Origin of the sequence: Chloroflexus sp. MS-G, assembly GCF_000735195.1 — a bacterium.
Lineage (GTDB): Bacteria > Chloroflexota > Chloroflexia > Chloroflexales > Chloroflexaceae > Chloroflexus.
The window spans coordinates 12297-36960 of sequence record NZ_JPIM01000001.1; the positions used below are offsets into that span (position 1 = coordinate 12297).

Below are 24664 nucleotides of genomic sequence, written 5' to 3' on the forward strand. Positions count from 1 at the left end.
GAGAGGAAGGGGGAGGGTGCAACCAGGAGCGAAAGAATAGTGGTAACCTTCCACACAATGGTTGCATGGTCACAGTACGAGCCCTGTGAGAAATGCGAGTTTTTGATCATGCTCTAGGATAAGGGTGCGACAGAGTACAGTCGTGCACAGGTAGCGGTGCGTCATCAATCCGAACGTGCTGTTGTAATCGCATTGCGGGCGGTGCGACGGAGTACAGTCGTGCACAGCGGCGCGTCCTCACACCGTGATCAGTCGGCAGACTGCCGGGCGGGTTGCCCCTCGCTGGTTGGTTGTTGTTCAGCAATTGAGGCCACGGCAATACCGGTGAGCAAGAGAATAATCCCAACGAGCTGCAACAGTGCGACAGTTTCACGGAAGAGGATGAAGGCGAGCAGGGATGAGCCGATTGGCTCACCGAGAATTGCCACTGCTACGTAAGTGGCCGATAAGCCGCTGAGCGCATAGTTGAAGGCGGTATGACCAAGGAGTTGGGGGCCAACCGCCAGACCGAGGACAATCAGGTACACGTAAGGTGCAAAACCAAAGAATTGCTGACCACTGACGATAGCCCATACCACCAGTACCACTGCTGCGCTGGTGTAGACGAGCCAGATGTACGCTAATACCGAGAGTCGTTGGCGCAAGTTACGACCGATAAGCAGATAGCCGCTGGCGGTAACCGCGCCGATCAAGGCCAGCGTGTTGCCAAGCAACGGATTGCTCTGCGTGGTGTTGGTGCTATCACTGATACTAATCACGATCGTTCCTACTAAGGTCAGCGCAATGCCGATCAGAGTCGTCCAGTGTAATCGTTCACGGAAGAGGAAGAATGAAGCCAACCCGACCCAGAGCGGGTTCGTAGAAACAAGCGCCGCACTGCTGGCAACCGAGGTATACTCAAGTGAGCTAATCCAACTGGCGAAGTGAAGGGCAAGAAACACGCCGGCTCCCATGCCGAAGAGAACATCGCGACGGGCGAGTCGACGTATTTCGTTGCTGGATCGGCTGAGCGCCAGCGGAGTCAGGATCAGCGCCGCTAAACCCAGTCTTCCGGCAGCGATACTCAATGACGACATACCGGCACCCTGGGCATAGCGGATCAGGATTGATGCAGTTGAGGCGATCAGTACACCGGCAAAGAGGACAGTGTACAGCCACAAGCGATGTCGATTCATGGAATTACTCTCGTCCAGCACACAAGTGGTGCAGCTACCCATGTCGGTGGTGGGGTTTGGTACAGTGTTGTCGCGTCGCTCGCGACCAGATCGAGAATTTCACCCTGAAGCGGCCCTCGTAAGAAACGGAACACTTGACCTGCATCTCGTGCATCACTTTTAGCCCGCACACAATGTTGATTGTAGCCCCAATAATCACCGGCTGCTAAAAGGGAAATCCCCTCTTCAATAGTGCGTCGCGCCAGTTCGAGGCCACCTTCATCTGGAGCCAGTGACTGTTCAGGCGGATCGCCGTAGCCGATGCCGTGATGAAACGGATCGGCAGTTGAAACGATGACTGCATCGCGAGCCAGTTCTACCAGCTCTTCGATGCCGGGTAGCGACTCAGGATGACCGCCGGCCAGGTAGGGGTAGCGCTCTATCACTTGCGGGCCACGGATGCCGCGACGGCGTGTTTCAAGCTGCCAAAAGAAGCGAAAACTGTAGAGCGCGTGATCAAGCTGCCATTCATTCCCCCGGTCGAGACCCAGCCCCTGAATGCCCCAATAGCGCTCGGCTGAAGGTGAGCCACTAGCCGCGACTCGACGGCGTGCCTGCTCCATTTCATCATTCCAGGCGTGTAGCACACTGATCACAAGTACGCGATCGGCGCCACTATCGAGGCAGGCATGGACGGCCGCTGCTATCTGATGACCGCAATCGGCAACACCAGCATGGGGAAAAACAATAACTCCGCCACTGGTTAAGACGGAAGTCAAATCCCACCGGCGCGCTTCGTCAAGCAGTTCATAGCCACCACGTTCACCGAGTGCCTCGTGTTCGGCACGGTAGAGATCGTGAATTGCTCGATTCAATTCATCACGGCGCATAGATTATCCAAACTGCTCGACAAAGCGTTGGTCACCGCTGTAGAACCAGCGAATGTCATCGATACCGTATTTGAGCATTGCGACCCGTTCAGGACCAAATCCGCCAGCGAAACCGCTAAATTCTGCCGGATCATAACCGCCATTGCGTAACACATTCGGATGGACCATTCCACAACCACCGATTTCAAGCCAGCCAGCGTACTTGCAGATGCGACAACCCTTTCCGCCGCAGAGGAAGCAGGTAACATCCATCTCGGCACTGGGTTCGGTGAAGGGGAAGAAGCTGGGACGCAGGCGCACCTGGGTGCCTGGCCCGAACATACGCTCGGCGAAAAAGCTCAGTGTCCCCTTCAGATCAGCCATCGTGACGTTGCGACCAACCGCTAAGAACTCAAATTGATGGAACATCATCTCACTCCGCACCGTTACCTGTTCGTTACGGTAGACCTTACCGGGAATCAGGACCCGTAACGGGTGAGGGGCATTGCGCCGCATCGCGTGGATTTGTCCGGGCGAGGTATGGGTTCGTAAGAGCACTGAAGGCGCGCCTGCTGGCATTTCAATGTAAAAGGTGTCTTGCATGTCGCGTGCGGGATGATCGTCGGGGAAATTGAGCAGGCTAAAATTGAAAGCGTCATATTCAACTTCAGGGCTTTCCCAGACTTGAAAACCCATCTCGGCAAAGATGTGCTGAACCTGACGCAGAATCTGGTTGGTGAGATGAACATAGCCAACCGCAGGACGACGACCGGGCATTGTCACGTCAATCCGCTCTGCGGCCAGCTCGGCGGCAATGGCCTGGGCCTCCAGCCGCTCTTTGGCAGCCGCAAATGCGGTTTCGAGCTGTTCACGTAAGGCATTTACCCGCTGTCCTACCAGTGGTCGTTCGTCTGCCGGTAGGGCACCGAGGCCGCGACTCAGGCGGGAAAGACGACCCTGCTTTCCGATAAAACGGCTCTTCCATTCGGTGAGCGCAGTGACATCGCTAACGGCTTCAAGTGCGGTAAGGGCTTCTTGTTCGAGCGCAGTTAATTCATCGAGCAACGTGGTCATGGAACACCATAGCATTTCAATCACGAGTGGTATGTGCACTGCTATTATACATTGGATTGTCGGCGTGTTGTTATTGTTGCGATTGCCGGTTGGCGTGCAATTGGCTGCTGCCCCTTTCGTGGTGATGTGCAAGGACAGACAAAACTTGCGCCGTGGTGCGTAGATTTGGTCTTCGCCCCATTCTTACCCAACGCAATCGATCATCACCGTTCTTCACTGGCTCAACATCCGTACTGCACGTAAACTGGCAGCGGAATCGATTCGTGGCGTATATTCAAGGCCAACATAGCCACTGTAAGCGTGTTCACGGAGAATCCCGAAAATGTGCTCGTAGTTGATCTCGCCAGTACCAGGCTCGTGCCGTCCTGGAACATCGGCCACATGGATGTGACCGATAAGATCGAGGTTTGCGAGAATGCGACGGGTCAGATTGCCTTCACTGATCTGCTGATGGTAGCAGTCGAATAACAACTTAACGTGCGGTTTCCCAAGCTCACGAATAATCGCGAACCCCTCATCAGATGACCAGAGAAAACTCCTCGGATGGTCGAGTGGGTTACGCGGTTCGAGCAGCAAGTTTAAACCGGCATCAGCCGCTGTTTCGGCAGCCTCGTGTAGCGCATCGATCAGACATGCCCGTTGGCTGGCATAATCCAGGTCTGCACGACTGATGCCACCGTGTACGATGAGATTATCGCAGGCGAGATCAACTGCCAGGGCAGCGCTGCGCGTCACTTCTTCACGAAAGAGGGCGCGCTGATCGGGATCATTCGGTGAGGCTTCACTACCAAAGATGGCTACACAGTGCAAGCGTAATGCCGTTTGCAGGGCAATCGTGATATTCATATCCTTGCCCCGCCGCGTCCAGAATTCGTAGGCGCGGAAGCCCAGATCGGCAATATGTTCGAGGCGCTGCTCAAACGGGCGATCGGTGAAGATCATATCGAGACAGACTGAGAAGCGGAGCGGTGCGAGGGTCGACATCTTCAACCTCACTTTTCTGCACAAGTATCGCTATCGCGTAACCCGACCCGCGATAGCGACGTGAAGACGCACAGCGCTTGTAAGCGGTTGGCCGGTCAGGTTTCTCTGCAATGCACAGCTCTTATTATACTGTTGTCGGCGTATAACGATGTACGACATACGGTCATTTTTAGCCCGGCGCTCATTACCGTTCAAGCGCCACTTCACGAGCGTCTTCGCCGAACGATTTTGAGCAAGGTGGTGATTGCTGCTTCGAGCTGACTATCGCGTCCTGTGGCCCATTCACCCAGTGGCCGAGCAACATCAACATCAACCGGTCGTCCTCGTCCCTCTAAGTCTTCACCCTCCGGCGTAACCACATATAATCGAGGCAGGCTTAGCCATGCGCCATCGAGCAACTGAATCTCATACGTCCAGATGACTGCACCAGCAGTTGGGCGGCCTACTACTTTACCGAGCTTCAGCCGTCGGTAACTCTCGCTCAACATCTCGGTGTTGCTTGTCGAACGTTCGTTCGTCACTAGTACAGTTGGTCGGTCAAGCACGCGATTACCTGCCAGATGACTGGCGTCAGTCGTGCCAAGATCGCGAAAACCGCTACGCAGTGCCGAACGTCGCATCAGCACATCGAGAATGAACGTCGCTGTATGCCCACCTGTATTGTACCGCACGTCAATGATGACACCAGCCTTGCTGTGCGTTTCAGCGTCGAGATCGACCAAAAATTGCTGATAGGCGCGATAGCTCATCTCAGCAATATGGACGTAGCCGATCTGTCCTTTACTGAGCCGATGGACGTACTGCTCGTTGGTTAACACCCAATCGCGGTAACGCAATTCCTGGTATGCAGTTTGACCGATCGCACGAACAACGATTTCACGTTCGTTGCCGTCATTTGCACGCAATCTGATTCGTACCCGCCGACCGGCACTGCGCAAGAGGAGCTTATGGATAGAAATGGAACCATTCAGGTGTGTGCCATCAATCGCAATTAGCTCTTCACCGGGTTGCGGTGGTGCAGACGCCAGGGCTGCCGGGCCGTCGGGTAAGATACGCTCAACGATAAGCCTACCTTCACGCAGCAGTGGCTCGGCGGCGAAGAGAATACCGATAAAGCCGTCATCACTCTCGCCACCGTAGAAGCCACTACCCAGGTGTGAGGTCCGTAGTTCGCCCACCATCAGGTTAATCAGCGTATGAAGCTCTCCGGTCGTTTGTACCGCGCTGATCAGGGGGGCAAAGCGCTCACGGACCGCATACCAGTCTTGACCGCGGAATGTCGGATCGTAGAAGCTGTCGCGGAGTTCGCGCCAGGCTTCGATAAAGATTTGTTCTTTTTCGCGATGAAAATCAACCTCTACTTCAGCCCGTAATGAGAGCCGGTTTGGTTCATTCCCGCCGGGGAAGCGACGCACCACTACCTGCCCGTCTTCAAGATAGTAGAAGCTACGACCATCAGGGGCAAATTGTAGAAATCCCTTGCGCGTGTCGCTGGCGGTCAACTGGCGTGGCGGCTGATTGGCTCGTGGCTCATCGAGGGGGAGTGTCCAGACATCAACCTTGCCGGCTACTGACGCCAGAAATAGCAGGTCTTTCCCATCGGGACTGATGGCTCCCGCCATTGCGTTCATTTGTGGTGGTGTGAGCAGGCGCAGCCGACGATCAATCCCTTCAAAGACGATAGACGTGTTTGGCGGTTCGGGTGCTCTGGTATTGGTGGCAGATTGATCATCGGTTTTGGCCGGTTGCTCCTCCTTTTTCACAAACAACTGTTCAAAAGCCGTTTCGCGAAAAACTGGTTGTGGAGGACGGAGATCGACACGAGCGATCTGAGCTTCTAAACGATACTGTTCGGTAGTGAAGATGATGAAGCTACCATCTGGCGCCCAACACAGATTCCCGCCTTCCAGGTTACTGAGAAAGGTGATCTGACGTGGCTCGCCACCGCTTGCCGGCACTACATAGACATTGCTGAAGAGGCGGCTATCTTGCGCGACGAAGGCTAGATATTGTGAATCAGGTGACCAACAGAGATCGGCGGCCACGGCAAACCTTGCTCGACATACCTCACGTGGTGACTTGCCCTCAATATCGATGACCTCAATGACCATCTGATCGCGGATGTACGCAATGGCCTTCCCGTCAGGCGCAATTCGCGGTAACATTTTCGGTCGGCCATCGTGGGTAAGTTGCCATTCCTGACCGCTGCTGAAGTCGTAGCGAAACAGTTCAACTTCACCGTGACGGTCAGAAAGGTAAATTAAGCGCTGTGAGTCGGGTGTCCAGGCAACGCTCCGCTCGCGGGCTGGCGTGTTGGTAATGCGAAAAGCCGGTCCCTGCCGTAGATCGCGATCCGTCTCCTTATCGGCAAAATCGGCAAAGACATCACCACGGGCGACAAAGGCCAGCTTCTTACCATCAGGGCTGAGATGGACTTCGCTGTAGCCACTCGTCCAGCGTTCGATTCGCACCGGGGTGTATTTGCTGTCGATTCGGACCCGAATAGGAATAGGCGCAGCTTCACCGCTTAGTGGATCAATGCGCCACAATTGCCCATCACCTCGTTCACAGACAATGGCGCCGTTCCGGCGGGCGATTGTTGGAAAAAACAATCTGCCATCACGAAAGCAGGTAATCTGACGTGGCTCACCTTCGCCAAACGGAAGATACCAGAGATTCTCGTGCCCGTCATAATCGCAGACAATATACAATCCCTGTCCATCGGGCGCCCACAGCGGCCACCCCAGTTTGCCGGCATAGCGAAACCTCTGACCGTAAGGACCCGCATATTGACAGAGCGCTCGATAGTCGGGATAGGCTGGGCCTAACCAGACTTCATTCGGCGAAAAGGGATGGGGACCACGTCGCCACCAGCGTTCACGCACGTTTACAAATGCCAGTTGCTGCCCATCTGGCGCGACAGCGACCTGATCGAGCTGTTCGTATGGTTCAAGATAGATTGGTGCCGGTGTCCCACCAGATATACCAACACGATAGATGCCATACCCCATCTGTTCAATATCACTGGTGAAATAGACTGCTTCACCGTCACTTGCCCAGTCCTGCGGGTAGCACGGTTCATCCTGGAAGGTAAGTTGTTGCGGTGCGCCACCCGCCAGATCAAGGACGTAAAGATCACCGGCACCATCACGTCCGGCCCCAAACAGCAGATGCTGTCCATCGGGACTGAAGCGCGGCTGGTAATGGCGTGCTGGATGAGCGGTCAGACGTTCGGCAATTCCACCTTCGATTGAGACCAGCCAGACATCTCCAGCGGTGATGAAGGCGAGCTGTTGACCATCAGGATCGAGAGCCGGTTGGCGCAACAACGCAGACGGTGTATTCACGATTATTTCCTCGAAATACCCTCAATGCTGAACCGAATGCTCTTCCCAAACAAACGCACGGGCTAGCACGGAATCGATCAATCCCGGAACCATCCGACTAATCCACAACGCCAGGCGATCACTCCAACTCACATAGGCCATTCGTGGCTCGGTGCGAGCAGCACGGAGGATAGTGCGGGCCACTGCCTCTGGCGGTACTCCAGGCGGTGCAATTCGTCGTCGTTCATGACCACGTCCCAGCCTGCGCTGATTAAACGCAGTGCGGGTAGTACCAGGACGTACTACCGTAACGGTGATACCGCTTCCGTATAGCTCGATCCGGAGCGCGTTACTGATCTGTTCAAGTGCAGCTTTGGCCGCTGCATAACCACCCAGAAAAGGTAATGGCTGTGCTGCTAGTACTGAAGAAACGTTAATAATCTGACCGCGACCGGCAGTACGCATCAGTGGTACTGTGGCCTGAATTAACCAGATCGGCCCCAGCAGATCAACCGCCAATACCCGCTCGAGATCGGCGCGAGCCAGATGAGTGATTGGGCCGGTCAATCCGATTCCGGCGTTATTGATCAAGATGTCAACTCGTCCAAACGCTTCAACAGCACGTTCAACCAGATGGGCACAAGCTACCGGATCGGTGACATCAGTTGGCACAGCTATTGCTCGTGGCAAGCCGGCTGCTACCTGCTCTAACGCCTCGTGCGAACGAGCCGCCAGCACCAGATGGGCACCGGCCTCTGCAAAACAACGCGCCGTCGCCGCACCAATCCCACTTGAAGCGCCGGTAATAATGACTACTCGATCACGCGGATCCACGTTGTTCACCTCTGTATTGCAGCAACATCTCCTCCGCTGCCTATCCTTCTCCCCGATCTCGCAAGTGCTTGCAGATACCGGCTTTGATGGTCTGACCCGGCACCTCATGCCCTAACATGCGCTCAAGTTCACGGGCGGTTGCCATCAGGGCCGGCAAATTCAGCCCAGTTGCAATCCCCATCTCGTGGAGCAGATGGGTCACATCTTCCGTACAAAGATTGCCGGGCGCGCCAGGGGCAAACGGACAACCCCCAATGCCGCCGATGCTCGAATCGAACATATCTACACCCAGTTGTAATGCGGCCAGTAGATTAGCCAGTCCGGCGCCACGCGCACTGTGCAGATGCAGACGTAACGGCTGGCGTGGAAAGCGTTCGCGAAAGGCGCGCACCACTGCTTGTACCAGGAGTGGATGTGCCATTCCGGTGGTGTCGCCCAACGTTAACTGCTCGGCTCCCAGATCGAGCAACCGCTGGCACAGATCCATGACCCGCTCAATTGGTACATCGCCTTCAAATGGACAGCCAAACGCTACCGACAGAACGGCATCGAACGGCTTACCCGCAGCGTGGACGAGTGTTGCCATCTCGGCCACCTGTATCAGCGACTGTTCGATACTCATATTCACATTGCTTCGATTATGGCTCTCGCTGGCGCTAAGAAATACCTGAACAACATCTGCACCAGCGGCAATTGCCCGTCGCGCCCCGACAACATTTGGTGCGATTGCACTGTATACGACCCCCGGTCGTCGTTCGATACCGGCAAATACAGCTTCGGTATCGGCCATCTGGGGAACATTCTGAGGCCGCACAAAAGCTCCCACTTCAATTGCCCGTAGCCCGGTGGCAGCGAGCAGATCGATTAGTTTTATCTTCTGAGTTGTGCTGAGAATGACCGGCTCATTCTGCAACCCATCACGCGGCCCCACTTCACGAATATGCACGAAGTTGGGAAGTGTGGCAATCTCCATTGTGGTCATCATTGACCTCCCTGGTATCTCATGATGAATGGTCGGCGCGCTACCGGGAATCCAAAACGGCAGCATGAACTCTTGGGATGCAACGGTACTATTTGACAGTATGGTAGAGATTTGCGTTCCTTCTGTCAAATGGTTGCAATGAAACGCATTAGTAACTCCACTGTAACCTACTATTCTACCCTGACAGCAGACCCGCATGAGATATGCGGTGCAAAAAATGGGAAGACAGCGCATAACGCTGAATGGAGGATCCGATGGACTGGTCGAAGCAAGTAAACGACATGATCAAAATGTGGACGGGCACGCAGCAGAAGGTGTGGGAAAGCTGGATGGCCTCAATGCAATACATGGCATCTCCGCAGAGTCCGGAGGCATGGCAGAAGACGGTTGATAGCTGGCGCGGAACGGTGAAGCAGACCCTTGAGGCGCAGGTTGAGCTAACCCGGATGTGGGCCGAGGCAGTGGCGGCGAATAGTGTCAATATGCCGACGATGCCCTCTGTGCCAGGTGTACCGACCATCCCCGGTCTCAATCCGATGACACCAACCTCGCTGGTGGAATGGAGCCGACAAGTGCTGGAGATGACGCGCAACTTTACCGAGAGCCAAAGCCGGTTTATTGAGGGATGGTTCGAGATGCTTAAGAAGTCGGATCCGACGACCATCGCTCGTGGTTGGGATACGGCTCAGATGCAGAAGGTTATGCAGAGCTGGCAAGAGGCGATGCAGCGAGTGATCGAGGCCCAGGCTGAACTCGGCAAGGTGTTGATGGGTGTGGTCAACAGCACGGTTGAAAAGAAGTAAGGGTGTGCTTCTTAACGCGCCCTATGTATTCTCCGCTCGCGTTCCAGGTGTTTACCTTCTGGTGAGTATACCTGGAACGCGATCCTTTTACGCCTCACTAACGCCGTACCAGGCCGCAAAGTGGTGTACCGGGCCGTGTCCGTTTCCTAAACCAGGAGCATGGCGCAGCGCAGTGGTAATATAGTCCTTTGCCTGTTGAACTGCTTCAGGCACGCTTAGCCCCTTCGCCAGACCGGCGGCGATGGCTGAAGCGAACGTACAGCCAGTACCGTGCGTATGCCTGGTTTCGATCCGTGGCGCGGTGAAGTACTGATACTGTGCGCCGTCGAAGAGGACATCAACACTGTCACCTTGTAGATGACCACCTTTCACCAGTACCCAACGCGGCCCCATCGCATGAATCATCTGTGCTGCCTGTTCCATCTCCGTCACTGTCGTGATCGCAAGTCCGGTCAGGGCACGCGCCTCTGGAATATTCGGCGTTACTATCGTTGCCAGCGGAAACAAGAGCGAGATCAACGCCTGTTGAGCCTCTGGTCGCAACAGAGGATCGCCACTTTTTGCCATCATCACCGGATCAACAACCAAATGTGGCCATTGATAGGTACGAGCCTTTTCGGCGACGACGGCAATAATGTCGGCGTTGGCCAACATCCCAGTTTTCACAGCGTCAACACCGATGTCGGTTACCACTGAGTCGATCTGCTGACCAACAAACGCAGCCGGCAGTTCAATCACTCCTTGGACACCAACCGTATTTTGGGCAGTGACGGCTGTCAACGCGCTCATTCCGTACACACCCAGAGCGGCAAACGCCTTCAGATCGGCCTGGATACCGGCTCCACCGCCCGAATCGGAACCGGCAATAGTCAAACAACGCGGTAACGTCATAATACCTGCTCCTGAACTGCTGATACAATCGAAATCAGTTGGCGGGTAGCAGCAGTAACATCTGCTGCCGCCACCACTGCCGAAACCACCGCAATACCATTGACACCCGTGCGTATGACTTCAGCAGCATTTGTCTGGTTGATGCCACCAATGGCGACAATCGGGATCGATATCTGCCGCCGAATGGTTGTCAGGCCATCGATGCCTATCGGTGGGGCAGCATCGGGCTTAGTCGGCGTCGCAAAGACTGGTCCCACACCGAGGTAATCGGCGCCATCTTGTACTGCCTGTACCGCTTCGCTCAGGCTGTGCGCCGAAACACCTAACAACCGGTCGCCGATCAATTTGCGGGCAAGCGCCACCGGCATATCGTCCTGACCAATATGTACACCATCAGCATCAACTGCGAGCGCCACATCTACCCGATCATTGACAATGAAGGGTACGTCGGTACGATAGGTCAGTTCACGCAGTTCTTGTGCCTCGGTGACCATCTGCCGGGTGGAAACATGTTTCGCCCGATATTGCACGACAGTCGCGCCACCGCGGATCGCTGCCTCGATCACCTCTCGATGTGAACGACCACGGGCTAGGCCAGCATCGGTTATCACGTAGAGCCGCCAGTCAACTGTTCTTGCCGTGCTCATCACGGTTTCCTTTCCAGGGGTAGGTCTGAAACACTCCTCTTTCAGACCAGAGGCGTATTGTTCAGACACGCTCTCAATCAGGCTAGGACGCTACGCTCTCACTCTGTTCCCAATGTCACTCGTGCGCCTGTCCGAATCTGGTCGGCTGAAAGGTGGTATATTGCATCGTAGAACGCCACTTTGAAACTGGCTGGCCCACGTGCGGCTGGAGCCGCGATTTCGGCTGCCAACCCAAAACAGGCAAGTGCGGCTGCTGCGGCCAACGGATAATCACGTTCGACCGCGGCAAATGCGGCAATCACCGTTGTTGCTGAACAGCCGGTGCCGGTGAGCGTTTTAAGCCATTCGTGACCATTATCGACCATAAACACTCGTGTCCCATCGGTGACGATGTCGCGCCGACCGGTTACCGCCACCACGGTTTGGTACTGGCGGGCCAATGCCTGGGCGGCAGCAAGTGGGTTATCAACCTCAACAACGGTCTCAACACCCTTTACCACGCCACCCATCCCGGCTAATGCGCCAATCTCACCCGAATTGCCACGCACAATTGAAATCTGTAGCTCTTCGAGTAAGCGGCGATTACTCGTTGTGCGCAACGTAGTGGCGCCGGCGCCGACCGGATCGAGCACAATGGGAATGCCCAGCTCGTTGGCGCGCCGCCCTGCAATCAACATCGCTTCGATCCAATCAGGCGACAACGTACCCACGTTGAGCACGAGCGCTCCAGCAGCCGTTACCATCTCGGCAACTTCTGCCCGATCATGCGCCATCACTGGCAACCCGCCGATGTGCAGGGTCACATTCGCGGTGTCGTTCATCACCACAAAATTCGTGATGTGGTGAATGAGGGGACGCTGCTGGCGTACCTGCTCACGTAATACGGCAATCCGTTCATTGAGTGTCATGCGTACCTCCTTGCGCCAGCAGACGGACGGCAACGATTGAAGGGGTAAAAAAACCGCCCTGCCACCGCAGGACGGATACACTAATCGCAGATCGTACATCTGCACCGTTTGCTCCTCCCTCCGCTGGCATAACCCAGATCAGGTTCAGAGGGTCGGTGTCGGTAGCGTAACGCTGGAGACACCCTCTCAGCCCGGTTCACCCAGGCTCCCCTGGCATAGATTTAATGATACCACGACCACGTATTCCCTGCAAGCCATTCGCATTTCTCTAGCGCTCCGGTTGCAGTAGGGAGAGGGGAATGGAGTATTTACGAACTATTCGCCGCGTATGAAGCGCTGCGCAGCTTCCCGTACCAACAAGCATCTACGGCCAGACCCTGTTTCATCGCCGATCTAGTTCGTCATTGTAGCGGGTTAGACCCTAAAATACGCTTCTGAAGAACGGCTACCTAACGCAGGCTGGATGCCCACGCTCCTAGCGAGTTTCCCACTGCCCCTCTCGCAGGAAGATACGGCAGCCAACGCCTTCCCGTCATAGCTCCACTTCACGCAGGCCAGATGCCTGCACTTTCGAGGCGGCTGGTAATTCGAAGCTGTGCATGCTGAAACTCCTGTTTTCCTGCCCGCAACGTTTGACGAACCTCGTACAGACTGGTATAATGCCGCATTGACGTAGCATCGCTCTGGGGCGATGTTATCTTGTTGTCAAAAAGTTGGAAAGTCAGGTTGTGGTGACAGTAAGCAACCATAACTATCCTGCTTGTCGCGTCTGTCACCCTTTGCAAGACGAAGGAGTCGCGCCATTAGAGACCGGTTTCGCATCAATAATCGTATTCGTGCTCGTGAAGTGCGTCTCATTGACGAGAATGGCACGCAGGTAGGGATTGTTCCGCTTCGCGAGGCACTGGCGATGGCTGAAGAACGCGGGTACGATCTCGTTGAAGTCGCGCCAAATGCAGTCCCACCTGTATGTCGTTTGCTTGATTATGGCAAATTTCGCTACGAGCAGAGCAAGAAAGAGCGTGAAGCGCGTCGTAATCAAAAACAGTCGGAACTCAAACAAATTCGGCTCATGCCAAAGACTGACGATCACGATGTTGCAGTAAAAGCGAATCAGGCGCGGCGCTTCTTATTGGCCGGCGACAAAGTGAAATTCAACTTGCGCTTTCGTGGTCGTGAAATGGCTCATCCCGAAATTGGGCGGCAGATGCTCGATCAGATTGCTGAGCAGTTGAGTGATATTGCCGTCATCGAACAGAAACCGCTCATGGAGGGCCGTGTCTTGTCAATGTTGCTGGCGCCAACGGCAAAAGTGTTGAAAGCAGCTCAACAGGCGCAAAAGGCAGCCGCTCAGCGCGCTGCACAGAGCGGGACAACCAGCACGAAACCTGATGCGGCTGCGGCGGCACCGGTAGCCGAAGAAGAAGTCGTTGCGGAAGAAGAACTCGTCGAGGATAGTAGCGCAGAAGTCGAGGAGATCGAGGATACTGAAGCAGATGAAGATTTCTTCGACGAAGATTACGACGACGAGGAAGACGATTTCGACGAAGAAGAGGAAGCAGAACGGGGACGCCGAAGACGACGATAACTGATGCGATACCGGTCGGTGTTACGCCATCCGGTGGCACTAGAGGAGCTGTTCAATGCCTAAGATGAAAATGAAGACGCACAAAGGCGCGAAAAAGCGCTTTAAGGTAACAGCGTCGGGTAAGTTTCTTCAACAGCGTGGTGTGCGTGGAAACAAGCGTAACCGACCCAGCCGTTCGCAACGCGCCTGGGGGAAGGGGCATCCGGTTTCCCCTGCTAACCGTCGCTTGTTGCAGAGAGCACTGCCTTACGGGTTAGAGTAGGCTCGGCACGGAAGTACTGTGTCAGGTCATTATTATTCGCGCAGGAATATCTTTAGTTGATCGCGGGTGAAGTTCAGGGTTTGGTTTGCCACCCCCTGACCTATCCGTTAAAGGAGAAAAATTATGACTCGTGTCAAGCGTGGCATAATGGTGCGTAAGCGCCACAAGAAACTGTTAGCTCAGGCCAAAGGGTATCGCGGTGCGCGCAGTCGCCATTACAAGGTGGCGCACGAGGCGGTGATGCACGCACTTGCTGATGCGTATCGTGACCGACGTCGACGTAAGCGTGATTTTCGCCGTCTGTGGATTATTCGTATCAATGCAGCGGCCCGCCTTCACGGTACAACCTATAGCCGCCTAATGAATAGCCTGAAGAAAGCGAACATTGTGATTGACCGCAAGATGTTGGCCGATCTTGCGGTACGCGATCCGCAAGCTTTTGCTCGGATCGTTGCCCAGGCGCAATCGGCTGCTGTTGCGTGAACCGATCACTGTTCCCTGCCGGTGTGATCTCTAGTTCTGCAAACCAGCATGTGAAGTGGCTCCGCTTGCTCGCCGAATCGGCACGTCATCGGCGAAGCGAGCGGAGTTTCGTTATCGAAGGGGTTCGTCTCGTTAGCGATGCGCTGTCGTCCGGAGCTGAGTTGCGCCTTGCGCTGTACGCTCCTGAACAACTGTCATCCACTCCTGCCGGTACGGCGCTGTTGAATCGTCTGCGTCAGTTACCAAACTGCTATCCGGCAACTCCTGCCGCTGTTGCTGCCGCTGCCGATACTGAACAGCCCCAGGGAGTTGTGGCGGCTGTGCGCTGGCCTGAATTGTCACCGCGACCCGGTCTGCGCCTTGTTTTAGATGCTATCCAAGACCCTGGCAATGTGGGAACCCTTCTCCGTTCGGCTGCTGCTGCTGGAGTTGGTCTCGTTATCTGTGCTCCTGGAACTGTCGATCCCTTCAATCCAAAAGTGGCTCGTGCAGCAATGGGTGCACACTTTCTGTTGCCCCTGCGAATATGGTCGTGGGAAATGGTAAGTACCGAGCTGCGTTCGTTGACCGTCTATGCGGCTGATAGCACGGGTAAACAGCCTTACTACGCGGTGGATTGGCGTCAACCCGCAGCACTAATTATCGGCAATGAAGCTCACGGTTTGAGTTCATCCGCTCGTGCTCTGGCCCAGCACTTGATTGCCATTCCAATGGTTGGTTCGATTGAGTCGCTCAACGCTGGTGTAGCCGGAAGCATCATTTTGTTTGAAGCGCTTCGGCAACGTATGGTTGAGCATTAGGAGCGGCTTCTCAATCTGTTCACACCGCAGGTGATACACTGCCTACCGTCACCCTTCTTTCCTACAACAACCGGCTGTCGAGCAAATGCCCCATACGAAGCTGCTTGGTGAGTAGGTAGCTAGCGCTATAGGTCGTTGCCGGAACTTGCAGCGGTACTCGTTCAAGCACATGAATCCCGTGCTGTTCGAGACTGGTCATTTTGGCAGGATTGTTAGTAAGCAGACGCACGCTGGTGATGCCGAGATCACGTAGGATGGCGGCAGCGATGCTGTAATCGCGCATATCATCGGGAAATCCCAGCGCACGATTGGCCTCGACTGTATCGAGTCCTTGTTGCTGAAGCGCGTAAGCGCGAATCTTGTTCACCAACCCGATCCCACGTCCCTCTTGTCTGAGATACAGTAACACGCCGCGTCCTTCTTGCTGAATGGCAGTCAGTGCGGCAGCTAGTTGCTCGCCACAATCGCAGCGGTGTGAGCCAAAGATGTCGCCGGTAAGACATTCAGAGTGAAGACGGGTGAGGACTGGGTCTGAGTTGTCAATTTGGCCGCAGAACAGGGCAACTTGTTCTTTTTGTTCAGCATCGAGGTAAACTGCGATCTGAAAATGACCAAATCTGGTTGGCAAATCTGCCATCGCTGCACGGGTAATTGGAGTGAGAGTTGTCATAGTTAGGCCTCTGAGTCTTCCACAGGACGAGAAGCAATTGGTGGCAGGGCAGGTATCGGTTGGAGAAACGTCCATACCACCACCAGCCATGCACCGGTGAGCAGCGTACCACCGATGAGGTAGGGGGTGTCGGGGCCAAAGCGGTCAAAGAGAAAACCAAAGCTGAGCGGCCCGACGATGAGCGCCAGGCTAATAAGCGCCTGCATACCGCCAAGAACAGCTCCCTGGCGATTGTTCCCGGCACGCTGTGAGATGATACTGGTCAGCGTTGGTACCGCAAGCCCCATCCCAATTGCCAGCATTGCGGCCAGTGGGAAGAGGAGCCAGTCGCTCTGTTTGACCATACCAACCAGCAGAAACGCCAGGGCCATGAAGCCCATACCACCACCGGCTAGGCGCGTGTCACCGAGCAGGGGATGCAAGATTTTGAGCAGTCCGGCTTGCGTGATCGCGGCCCATATTCCAACGAACACAAAAAGCAGCGCATTTTGGGTTGGCCCCCACCCAAAGCGGGTCATTGTGAAGAGAGCAACATTGCTCTGCAAACCGGCAAATGCGATGTTAAGCAGCACAACCGCAAAGAGTAGTGGCCGTATTGTTGGTATCTGCATGGCGGTATATACAGGTGCGAAAAGCTGTAACCAGTATGTCGAATGGTGACGATGGTGTGGTGGGAGCGATTCGGGCAAGGCAATGGTTGCGTACAGTGCATTGCCTAGTGCAATTGCAGCCGCCAGAGCCGGTGGTATCGCTAATCCGTACTGACCCAGGAATCCCCCCATCGCTGCTCCGCCGATCAGTCCCAGGCCGAAGGCTGCACCTAGTAGCCCTAAACCACGGGCGCGATGTTGTGGTGTGGTGGTGTCGGCAATGTAGGCCTGCGCTACCGGCATACTTGAACCGGCAGCCCCGCCTAAAGCGATGGCGGCTGCGAGCAAGGTGATTGAGTTGGCTAGCGCTATGCTCAGATAGGCCAGCGCTGAACCAAAGAGACATAGCAGCAGCACCGGACGCCGACCAATGCGGTCAGATAGGCTACCCAAGATGGGCGCAACCAGCAATTGCGTTGCAGCATACAACGAGCCGAGCATCCCGACAATGAAAGCATCGCTCGTCCAGGTCTTAACGATGAAGGGTAATAACGGCATAATCAGGCCGTAACCCATCATATCAACCAGCACCGAGCTAGCGACAATGAAATGGCGGCGATCCATGAAACTCCTCTATAAACACGTTTCTATAAACACGTTGTGTTGGCCTGTTGCATAAGGATTTTTGCCCAGAACTGTACGTTTGTTCGCAGATCATGATCGGCATGAAGTAGTGGGCTAAATCGAACCTGCACTGGTGTTGTTGCCAGGTGCGGCCACAACACTTGCAGAATCGCAGCCAGCCACTGGCGGTCGGCTGGATTGCGACGCAAACGGGTAAGCGGATGGTGTAACGCAGCCGGGGCCTGTACATGACTGACGATGGCAGTCACTACCGGTAGCCCGATTGCAATGCGCCCGAAGAGATCGAGACTTGCAGACCATGCCGTTAAGCTGGCTATCGCCGTGAGATCGTGTGCCGGATCGGGTTCGATGCGTCCGGCCGGAAAGGTCAGGATTGCTCCTCCCTGCTGCAAGTGGCGCATAGCGTGGCGTACAGCGTTCATACGGTGTTGCACAGTGGTACCGACCGGAATGATGGTAGCCCTCGTGTGGGGAAGTGCGCGCAACAGTGGTCGGGCAATGGCAATCACTTTGAGATCGCTACGATTGAGAGTGGTCATCAGCGCCGCAGCATCAAGCAATCCGGGATGGTTAGCAACAACCAGGAGTGGCCCTGTGTTTGGCGGGGGATACCCAAGAATGTCTAATCCGGGAGCGAAATGTGAACAAATCCAGGCGCTAGCGGTGGGTAATCCAGAGGTGCCAACCAAAGCATCGAATGTCAGAAGCTGGCGGGCAAAACGACGTGCTGCCGGGCGCGCCAGGATGGTTGCCAGCCCGTGTAGCCAAGGTGGACGACTGATCCCAAAACCGCGTAGCATGTCGGCAGTATTGAGCCAGATTAGATCGGCCAGCGCCGACGAGGTAGCTGGGGGTGTAAGCACTGGTGTATTATGCTGTAAGACGGCGTAGAATGACATTGGCTGTCAGCAGCAGACAACCCAGCGTAGAAAAACCGTGGAGGTCGTGCTGAGCACTGGGTCGTCGTGCAACACGGCAAAGCGTTGTCTTGTATTCACTCTCTATTGTAATCATACCACTATTTAGACCAAAACCGCGTTACAATAAGAATAAACACCCTTTCCCTATGAAGGAGAATGCTATGACATCAGTAATTATCAACGATGTCGAGATGAATGCCCGTCCTGGTGAGCGAATTCTGGACGTTGCGCGACGGAATGGTGCGCATATTGGTTTTGTTTGTGATGGTACCGGCTTTTGTCAGACCTGCAAAGTGCGCGTGCTGGCCGGAGCCGAGTCGCTTAGTCCACCTAACGACCGCGAAAAAATCTGGCTAAGCGATGAAAACTTACAGGCTGGATGGCGCCTTGGCTGTCAGGCTTCGGTACGTGGCAGAGATCCGATCACCGTTATCACCAACGCTGAAGAATTACGACGGCAGGCATTTGCCGTGATCAATCCACCTGCCGGAACAACAGTCGTCGCTAATGCCGGTGCGTTCGTGGGCAATGTTACCCGGCAAAGTATTGACCAACTAGTAGGCTATCCGTGGAATATGCTCAATGCGATTACAACCATTGGATTAGGGCGGATTATCAATCCGTGGCAATCGATGGAGCGTTTCAGTCAATGGCTCACCGATTTTGGCAAGACATTTGAGCAGACTCTAAACTCACCAGCGCCGCCACCATCGAGTGATGCACTGGCGCGTGTACGAGCAGCAGCGGCTGAGGTACGGCGGGCAAGTGAGTAGGACGCTTCAAGCAGGTGTGGGCAGCAACACTGAAAAGATATTGATGAAATTATGGTATGCTACCTCACAGTATAACAACGTCTTAAGGAGCAACCATGCAACATTCACCCGTTGAACCGCGTACTGCATTGGTCGTTGTTGCTCACCCTGATGATGCTGAATTCAGTTGTGGTGGGACGCTTGCGGCCTGGGCTGCCGAAGGGTGGGAAATTACGCTGGTGATCTGTACCGATGGTAGTGGTGGTGGGCCTGATGATGCTACCGATGTTGGTCCGGCAGCACGGCGTCGGATTAGCGACATTCGTAAAGCGGAACAGCAGGCAGCAGCTCGGGTTCTCGGTTTGAAAGAGGTGATCTTCCTCGATTACCCAGACGGCATGTTGCAGCCAACACTCGAATTGCGCCGCGACATTGTGCGTCAGATTCGACGAATTCGCGCCCAGCGTGTCGTTTGTCAGTCGCCAGATCGGGTATGGACACCGCAGTATTCAATTCCACGTTTCCATCCCGATCATCTCGCAGCAGCTAACGCAACCCTGGCAGCGGTATACCCGGCGGCGCAGAACAGTTGGGATTTTCCCGAATTACTGGCCGAAGGTTATCCACCGAGCAAAGTTCGTGAAGTCTTTGTTACCGGCGCCCCAGTATTGAATTTCGCGGTAGACATTAGTGCGACTATCGAGCAGAAGCTGGCGGCACTGCGTTGCCACGTTTCCCAATTAGGAATTGATCAAACCCAACTGGCTGAGATGGTACGCCAGTGGGCGGCTGAACGTGGGCGGGAGTTTGGCTTACCTCTGGCCGAGGCATTTCACCGCGTGGAGAATGCGTAGCGCCGAGTCGTGCTGGGGTGTTTCAGATTCTTTAACGAGGATGATCAAACACTTCATTATCACTTCGACACAATGCGCTGGCATTCATTTGACGCCTGAGCCAGACTCAGCTATACTACTCCTTGGCGGGCCGGTAGCTCAGAGGTAGAGCACCTGACTTTTAATCAGAGGGTCGTGGGTTCGATCCCCACCCGGCTCACCAGTACCGCTTGGAGGCAAGAGGTGGGTTCATAACCCACCTCTCGCCTTTTAATCACCAGCACTACTCTCTGTTCATCGCGTTGTCCTGCCGTTATCGCAGTTTGTCATGCTCTGCTGCCAGGGGTGAAAGGGCTGATCGAATCCCTATGATCCGAACTATTTCCCTTCCTTTGGTCGAATCACCAACACCGGTGTTGGCGCTACCTGAACAACTTTTTGCGTGACACTGCCGAACACCCAGCGACTGATCCCACTCCGACCGTGGGTGGCAATCACGATGAGATCAACATCATGATTCTCGGCGTACTCAATAATTGCCTCAGCCGGCGGAAGTGCACTAACCTCGGTATGTACCTGATATCCTTCACTTTGAAACTGCTTCGCAATCTGTTGGAGATATTCGAGTGCCTCCTGTTCCATCGTATTTAGCGCTTCGGTCGTCGCAGCCAATAAACCACTGTAATCGACGGTAGTTGTGAAGATTGGCGGCACGGCACGCAACAGCGTGATTTTGACCGTGCCTTCATTAGCGGCCAGGGCATGGACATGAGGCAAAACTTGCTCGGCGAGCGCCGAACCATCGAGCGGAACGAGAATGTGGCGGTACATAGCAACCTCCTTGTTGCCTTCCGGTCAGGGCGTGACGTCATCAGGTGGCCGTGGATTCCAGCGTCGGTGCCCTTCAATTACTTGCGCCAGGCTGCCATCGGCGTTGAGCAACAGGCGTAGCGAACGGCGTAGATCACAGCTTGGCACGGTACAGACCGAAGGGTCTGCCATTTCATAAGGACATTCCCCTACATTCTGGCAGCGCGCTACGGAAACAGCGTAACGTGGACTGCCTGGTGGCCCGTCGAGCGTGCGCAAAATCAACGGTGCAAATTGCAAGTCGGGTGCAATTGCTCGTAGATGCGCACGAGCACGGGCAATCATTGGATGAGGCGGTCGTTTTGGGCGTGCCATAGCAGACTCTTTTCCAACAACTTCTTGCCGATCATAGTTCTATGTACACAGTATCACAAACTCGTCAGGGTAGAGTGCTGTAACTCATAACCGTGTGTGAAGATTTTTAGACTAATAATCAATTTTCGATTGCTCGACTTTTAGCTCTGAAATCAAATGAATTTTCTGCGTTTATCATGGTTTCAATGAAGATGAACAGAGGAGAAGTGATGATCGCCGGTAAGTATGCTGCTCATCACAGCGATAAGACAGTTTCAAACCCGACCTCAATGCTGATGTAACGAACGATAGTTTTTAGCGTGCGTAGAACGTGAGCTAGCGGTTTGTGCTCTCAGAAAATCTGTGGGTCAGGAACCATTTTGAGCGACTGGATTGAGATTCATTGCGCGTGTTGCTCTGTTCATTACACAGGGGGAAGGAGCTTTCATCTGAACACTTCTCCCTCGAATGGGCTATAGTGTCAATAAGACAGTGTGCAACCTATCAGGAGGATCGTATGTTCAAAGAGTTTCGTGAGTTCATCATGCGAGGAAATGTTGTCGATCTGGCGATTGGAGTGATAATTGGCGCTTCGTTTACGGCAATTGTTAACTCATTAGTAACCGATATTATCAATCCGATCATCGGTCTGCTTTTTGGCGGGCGAGCGGACTTTAGCGACTATTTTATTCCGCTTGGTGGACAGACTGCAACAACCCTGGTTGAAGCGCGGGCGAGCGGGCCGGTGTTGGCGTATGGCGCGTTTTTGACGGCTGTTATCAACTTTTTATTGATTGCGTTTGTGCTCTTCTTGATTGTGCAGTTTATCAGGAAGATACGGCTACGTGAAGCGCAGGCATCACCTGCACCAACTGAGACTACCCTCACCGAGCGTCTGCTCATCGAAATCCGTGATTTACTGGCCGCGAAATAGGATCAGAAGTCATCAATTGAGGCGCAGGCATCACCTGCGCCAACTGAACCCACCCTGACGGAGCGTCTACGTATCGAAATCCGTGATTTACTGGCCGCGAAATAGTATTCAGAAGGAAATCGCCCGATCATTGAGGGTTGTGCCTGGCCAAATGCGAATACCGCGTTCAAGGCGGTTTTCCTGCCCGATCCGGCACTCGTCGCTGATAATTGCCCCATCACTGATATGACTACGTTCACCGATATGATTACTGTACCCCAGCACACAGTTGCGCAGGATTGTTCCCTCTTCGATGATATTTCCATCCCACATAACAACGCCTTCGATCTGACATTCAGGACCAATTGTGCAGTGGGAACCAATGACGGTTGGGCCGACGATGCGACTCCCCCGTCCAATGCGCGTGCCGTGACCAATCACAACCGGTCCAACGATGTGGGCGCTGGAGTGAATCTCGGCTTCGCCTTCCACCCAGATCCGTTCGCCAATTTGTTGACCACGGAAATGATATTGCACTTTCCCGATCAAAATGTCGTGGTGAACATCGAGATAGGTCTGCGGTTTACCAATGTCGGTCCAGTAAGCCCGTGATGGGAAGCCATACATCGGATCGCCGGTTTGTAGCACCACCGGGAAGAGACCACGCTCAAACATATAAAATTCATTGGGTGGCACATAACGGAAGATCTCCGGCTCGATCAGGTACGTCCCGGCATTAATCAGATTCGTGGTAATGTCTTCGGCTCGTGGCTTTTCAAGAAAACGGCGGACACGACCGTCGCGGTCGGTTTCAACCAGCCCAAATTGGGTAGGGTCGTCAACAGGGGTAAGCGAAATGGTCACCTTACTGCCGCGTTCGCGGTGGAAATCGAGCATTGCTTGCAGATCAAGGTCGGTCATCACATCGCCGTTAAAAACAAAGGTTGTGCCTTCTAACAGATGTTCAACATGCTTGACGGCGCCCGCGGTACCGCGTGGTTCCGGTTCCTCGACGATGTGCAGATTCATACCCAGCCGTGAACCATCGCCAAGCGCAGCTCGGAAGCGATCGGCCAGATACTGGACAGCGAGGATGACCTCACGGATTCCATAATCGCGCAGACGTAACAACATCCACTCGATAAACGGTTGATTGACCAGCGGTAGCATTGGTTTGGGTGTGCGGCAGGTGAGTGGACGTAATCGCGAACCCTGACCGCCAACAAGAATGACTGCTTTCATAGACTACTCTGCTCGTGCTAGGTTACAAATAGCTCTCTACCGGTCGATGATGAGCGTAGTATAACGTGAACAGAACACAAACAGTTTACAAAAGATGGTACGCTGGTGACGATTTTCTTAGCCAGTGGTAGTTGTTACTTCGGTGCGTACCCGTTCACGCCAATAGGTCAGAATATCGTGCAGGGTTTCGGCCAACGTGTAGTGTGGCTGCCAGCCAGTACGCATACGCAGCCGAGACGCATCACAGACGACGAGCGGAACATCAATGGGGCGCATCAGTTCTGGGTTCAAGCGCACTTCAACCGGGACAGTACATTCTGCCAGCAGCATATCGAGCACTTCACGAATCATCACCGCACGTCCAGAGCCAACGTTGTATACCATCCCACTTTCACCGTATTCGGCCAGTAAGGCATAGGCGGCTACCACATCACGTACATCGGTAAAATCACGCTGGGCAGACAGATTCCCTACTTGCACGACAGGTGGTTGTAACCCTAACTCGATGCGGGCGATCTGGCGGGCGAAGGCGGCGGTGACAAATCGTTCGTTCTGGCGAGGGCCGATGTGCGTAAAGGGTCGGACACGCACCAGATCAAGGCCGTGGCTGTAGTAGTATTGCAAAGCAAGGAGACTTTGAGCTGCTTTACTGACCCCATACGGGCTCGTTGGTCGTAAAGGGGTATCTTCATCAATCGGCAAGTCGTCAGGATCGATCTTGCCATATTCCTCATTGGTACCGATCACTAGCACCCGCGTCGCCATACGGTATTCGATCAGGGTAAGGAAAATGTGCAATGCCCCTAGTGTATTGGCAGCCAGGGTTCCGGCCGGGTCACGAAACGATTCAGGAACAAATGGTTGACCGGCAAGGTGAAAAATAACATTTGGTCGTACCCGCACCAGCGCCCGCATGGTTGCTTCGGCATCGGCCAGATCGGCTTGGACAAGCTCTACTTTGCCGATCAGATGGGGCAGAGTCAGGTGCGGTGAGCGCGACAGTCCCCAAACTTCCCACCGTCCATCGGCAAGCAGATATTCGGCCAAATGACCACCAACAAAGCCGTTAATTCCGGTAATAAGTGCCCGCATAGGAGTGAAGCTTTGATTAAATGCAACGAAGATAAAGTATAATTGTGCAATTTATTGACAGTGATTGTGCAACATGATACAATATTAGTGACATTGTACCACGCTTCACGGTTGGTCGTGACAAGGCCGTGATAAGCGCAAACGTTTTCGTGAACGATGGTATAGCAGAACTAAGGTATCAATGCTTATAGACTGTTGTCTCACCTTGTGAGCACTGTGAAGGGTCGCGGAACTATGG

General features: G+C 54.4%; 25 protein-coding genes, 1 tRNA gene and 1 riboswitch. Of the genes, 9 read left to right on the forward strand and 17 right to left on the reverse strand.

Annotated features, from left to right (window positions below; all coding sequences use genetic code 11):
* Positions 1–248 precede the first annotated feature (248 nt).
* From JE47_RS0100025 to JE47_RS0100055, 7 genes are all read right to left on the reverse strand, one after another.
* Complete coding sequence (locus tag JE47_RS0100025; RefSeq protein ID WP_031457793.1) at positions 249–1175, reverse strand: DMT family transporter; 927 nt, start codon at positions 1173–1175, stop codon at positions 249–251.
* Complete coding sequence (locus JE47_RS0100030; protein ID WP_031457794.1) at positions 1172–2044, reverse strand: hypothetical protein; 873 nt, start codon at positions 2042–2044, stop codon at positions 1172–1174. Before JE47_RS0100030 ends, JE47_RS0100025 begins: the two co-directional genes overlap by 4 nt.
* Positions 2045–2047: 3 nt before the next feature.
* Entirely contained in the window at positions 2048–3097 is a 1050-nt protein-coding gene (gene pheS, locus JE47_RS0100035; RefSeq protein WP_031457795.1) for a phenylalanine--tRNA ligase subunit alpha, read from the reverse strand.
* A gap of 213 nt (positions 3098–3310) precedes the next feature.
* Positions 3311–4081: a hydroxypyruvate isomerase family protein gene (locus JE47_RS0100040; protein WP_031457796.1), complete on the reverse strand. Its 771-nt coding sequence runs from the start codon at positions 4079–4081 to the stop codon at positions 3311–3313.
* A gap of 203 nt (positions 4082–4284) precedes the next feature.
* Positions 4285–7428 carry a S41 family peptidase gene (locus JE47_RS0100045; RefSeq protein WP_031457797.1) on the reverse strand — a complete coding sequence of 1048 codons (3144 nt, stop codon included), beginning with the start codon at positions 7426–7428 and terminating at the stop codon, positions 4285–4287.
* Positions 7429–7449: 21 nt separating this feature from the next.
* On the reverse strand, positions 7450–8241 hold the full coding sequence (locus JE47_RS0100050) for an SDR family NAD(P)-dependent oxidoreductase (RefSeq protein ID WP_031457798.1): 792 nt from the start codon (positions 8239–8241) through the stop codon (positions 7450–7452).
* A gap of 40 nt (positions 8242–8281) precedes the next feature.
* Complete coding sequence (locus tag JE47_RS0100055) at positions 8282–9223, reverse strand: hydroxymethylglutaryl-CoA lyase (RefSeq protein ID WP_031457799.1); 942 nt, start codon at positions 9221–9223, stop codon at positions 8282–8284.
* A gap of 254 nt (positions 9224–9477) precedes the next feature.
* Here JE47_RS0100055 and JE47_RS0100060 point away from each other — a divergent pair, with 254 nt between their 5' ends.
* A complete protein-coding gene (locus JE47_RS0100060) occupies positions 9478–10026 on the forward strand; it encodes a hypothetical protein (protein ID WP_031457800.1) in 549 nt (182 codons plus the stop codon).
* Positions 10027–10113: 87 nt separating this feature from the next.
* Here the strand turns inward: JE47_RS0100060 and thiD are convergent, their stop codons facing one another.
* The 3 genes from thiD to thiM all read right to left on the reverse strand — a co-directional run bounded on the left by thiD (position 10114) and on the right by thiM (position 12472).
* Positions 10114–10917: a bifunctional hydroxymethylpyrimidine kinase/phosphomethylpyrimidine kinase gene (gene thiD / locus JE47_RS0100065; RefSeq protein WP_031457801.1), complete on the reverse strand. Its 804-nt coding sequence runs from the start codon at positions 10915–10917 to the stop codon at positions 10114–10116.
* Positions 10914–11564: a thiamine phosphate synthase gene (gene thiE, locus JE47_RS0100070; protein WP_031457802.1), complete on the reverse strand. Its 651-nt coding sequence runs from the start codon at positions 11562–11564 to the stop codon at positions 10914–10916. Before thiE ends, thiD begins: the two co-directional genes overlap by 4 nt.
* Before the next feature lie 98 nt (positions 11565–11662).
* A complete protein-coding gene (gene thiM, locus JE47_RS0100075) occupies positions 11663–12472 on the reverse strand; it encodes a hydroxyethylthiazole kinase (RefSeq protein ID WP_031457803.1) in 810 nt (269 codons plus the stop codon).
* Between the two features lie 98 nt (positions 12473–12570).
* Positions 12571–12694, reverse strand: a riboswitch (TPP riboswitch).
* A gap of 625 nt (positions 12695–13319) precedes the next feature.
* On the opposite strand from thiM, the gene infC reads away from it, so the two are divergent.
* From infC to JE47_RS0100100, 4 genes are all read left to right on the forward strand, one after another.
* Positions 13320–14060 carry a translation initiation factor IF-3 gene (gene infC, locus JE47_RS22465; protein ID WP_411278387.1) on the forward strand — a complete coding sequence of 247 codons (741 nt, stop codon included), beginning with the start codon at positions 13320–13322 and terminating at the stop codon, positions 14058–14060.
* 55 nt (positions 14061–14115) lie between these two features.
* Complete coding sequence (locus tag JE47_RS0100090; protein ID WP_031457806.1) at positions 14116–14322, forward strand: large ribosomal subunit protein bL35; 207 nt, start codon at positions 14116–14118, stop codon at positions 14320–14322.
* A gap of 123 nt (positions 14323–14445) precedes the next feature.
* Positions 14446–14805: a 50S ribosomal protein L20 gene (gene rplT, locus JE47_RS0100095; RefSeq protein ID WP_031457807.1), complete on the forward strand. Its 360-nt coding sequence runs from the start codon at positions 14446–14448 to the stop codon at positions 14803–14805.
* Between the two features lie 50 nt (positions 14806–14855).
* The gene (locus JE47_RS0100100; protein ID WP_236631082.1) at positions 14856–15605 is read left to right on the forward strand and encodes a TrmH family RNA methyltransferase; all 750 of its coding nucleotides are present in this window, start codon (positions 14856–14858) and stop codon (positions 15603–15605) included.
* 61 nt (positions 15606–15666) lie between these two features.
* On the opposite strand, the gene ribA is transcribed toward JE47_RS0100100, so the two are convergent.
* From ribA to JE47_RS0100115, 3 genes are read right to left on the reverse strand one after another with little or no spacing between them, the layout of a single operon-like run.
* Positions 15667–16275, reverse strand: a complete 609-nt coding sequence (gene ribA, locus JE47_RS0100105) for a GTP cyclohydrolase II (RefSeq protein ID WP_031457809.1) — start codon at positions 16273–16275, stop codon at positions 15667–15669.
* A 2-nt stretch (positions 16276–16277) separates the two neighbouring features.
* Positions 16278–17489: a tetracycline resistance MFS efflux pump gene (locus JE47_RS0100110; RefSeq protein ID WP_035418739.1), complete on the reverse strand. Its 1212-nt coding sequence runs from the start codon at positions 17487–17489 to the stop codon at positions 16278–16280.
* Between the two features lie 23 nt (positions 17490–17512).
* Positions 17513–18409 carry a 1-acyl-sn-glycerol-3-phosphate acyltransferase gene (locus tag JE47_RS0100115; RefSeq protein ID WP_051871032.1) on the reverse strand — a complete coding sequence of 299 codons (897 nt, stop codon included), beginning with the start codon at positions 18407–18409 and terminating at the stop codon, positions 17513–17515.
* A 182-nt stretch (positions 18410–18591) separates the two neighbouring features.
* Here JE47_RS0100115 and JE47_RS0100120 point away from each other — a divergent pair, with 182 nt between their 5' ends.
* The 3 genes from JE47_RS0100120 (at position 18592) to JE47_RS0100130 (ending at position 20238) form a co-directional block, all read left to right on the forward strand.
* On the forward strand, positions 18592–19203 hold the full coding sequence (locus JE47_RS0100120) for a 2Fe-2S iron-sulfur cluster-binding protein (RefSeq protein WP_031457812.1): 612 nt from the start codon (positions 18592–18594) through the stop codon (positions 19201–19203).
* Between the two features lie 95 nt (positions 19204–19298).
* Positions 19299–20036: a PIG-L deacetylase family protein gene (locus JE47_RS0100125; protein WP_031457813.1), complete on the forward strand. Its 738-nt coding sequence runs from the start codon at positions 19299–19301 to the stop codon at positions 20034–20036.
* A 127-nt stretch (positions 20037–20163) separates the two neighbouring features.
* Positions 20164–20238, forward strand: a tRNA-Lys gene (locus tag JE47_RS0100130).
* 155 nt (positions 20239–20393) lie between these two features.
* Here JE47_RS0100130 and JE47_RS0100135 read toward each other — a convergent pair.
* The gene (locus tag JE47_RS0100135) at positions 20394–20846 is read right to left on the reverse strand and encodes a universal stress protein (RefSeq protein WP_031457814.1); all 453 of its coding nucleotides are present in this window, start codon (positions 20844–20846) and stop codon (positions 20394–20396) included.
* A gap of 24 nt (positions 20847–20870) precedes the next feature.
* Positions 20871–21200, reverse strand: coding sequence for a hypothetical protein (locus JE47_RS0100140; RefSeq protein ID WP_031457815.1), 330 nt, complete (start codon positions 21198–21200; stop codon positions 20871–20873).
* Positions 21201–21696: 496 nt separating this feature from the next.
* Between JE47_RS0100140 and mscL the strand changes: the two genes are divergently transcribed.
* A complete protein-coding gene (gene mscL, locus JE47_RS0100145) occupies positions 21697–22113 on the forward strand; it encodes a large conductance mechanosensitive channel protein MscL (RefSeq protein WP_031457816.1) in 417 nt (138 codons plus the stop codon).
* A gap of 108 nt (positions 22114–22221) precedes the next feature.
* Here mscL and JE47_RS0100150 read toward each other — a convergent pair whose 3' ends face one another.
* Positions 22222–23334, reverse strand: coding sequence for a sugar phosphate nucleotidyltransferase (locus JE47_RS0100150; protein WP_031457817.1), 1113 nt, complete (start codon positions 23332–23334; stop codon positions 22222–22224).
* A gap of 117 nt (positions 23335–23451) precedes the next feature.
* The gene (locus JE47_RS0100155; RefSeq protein ID WP_031457818.1) at positions 23452–24426 is read right to left on the reverse strand and encodes a GDP-mannose 4,6-dehydratase; all 975 of its coding nucleotides are present in this window, start codon (positions 24424–24426) and stop codon (positions 23452–23454) included.
* Between the last annotated feature and the right edge of the window lie 238 nt (positions 24427–24664).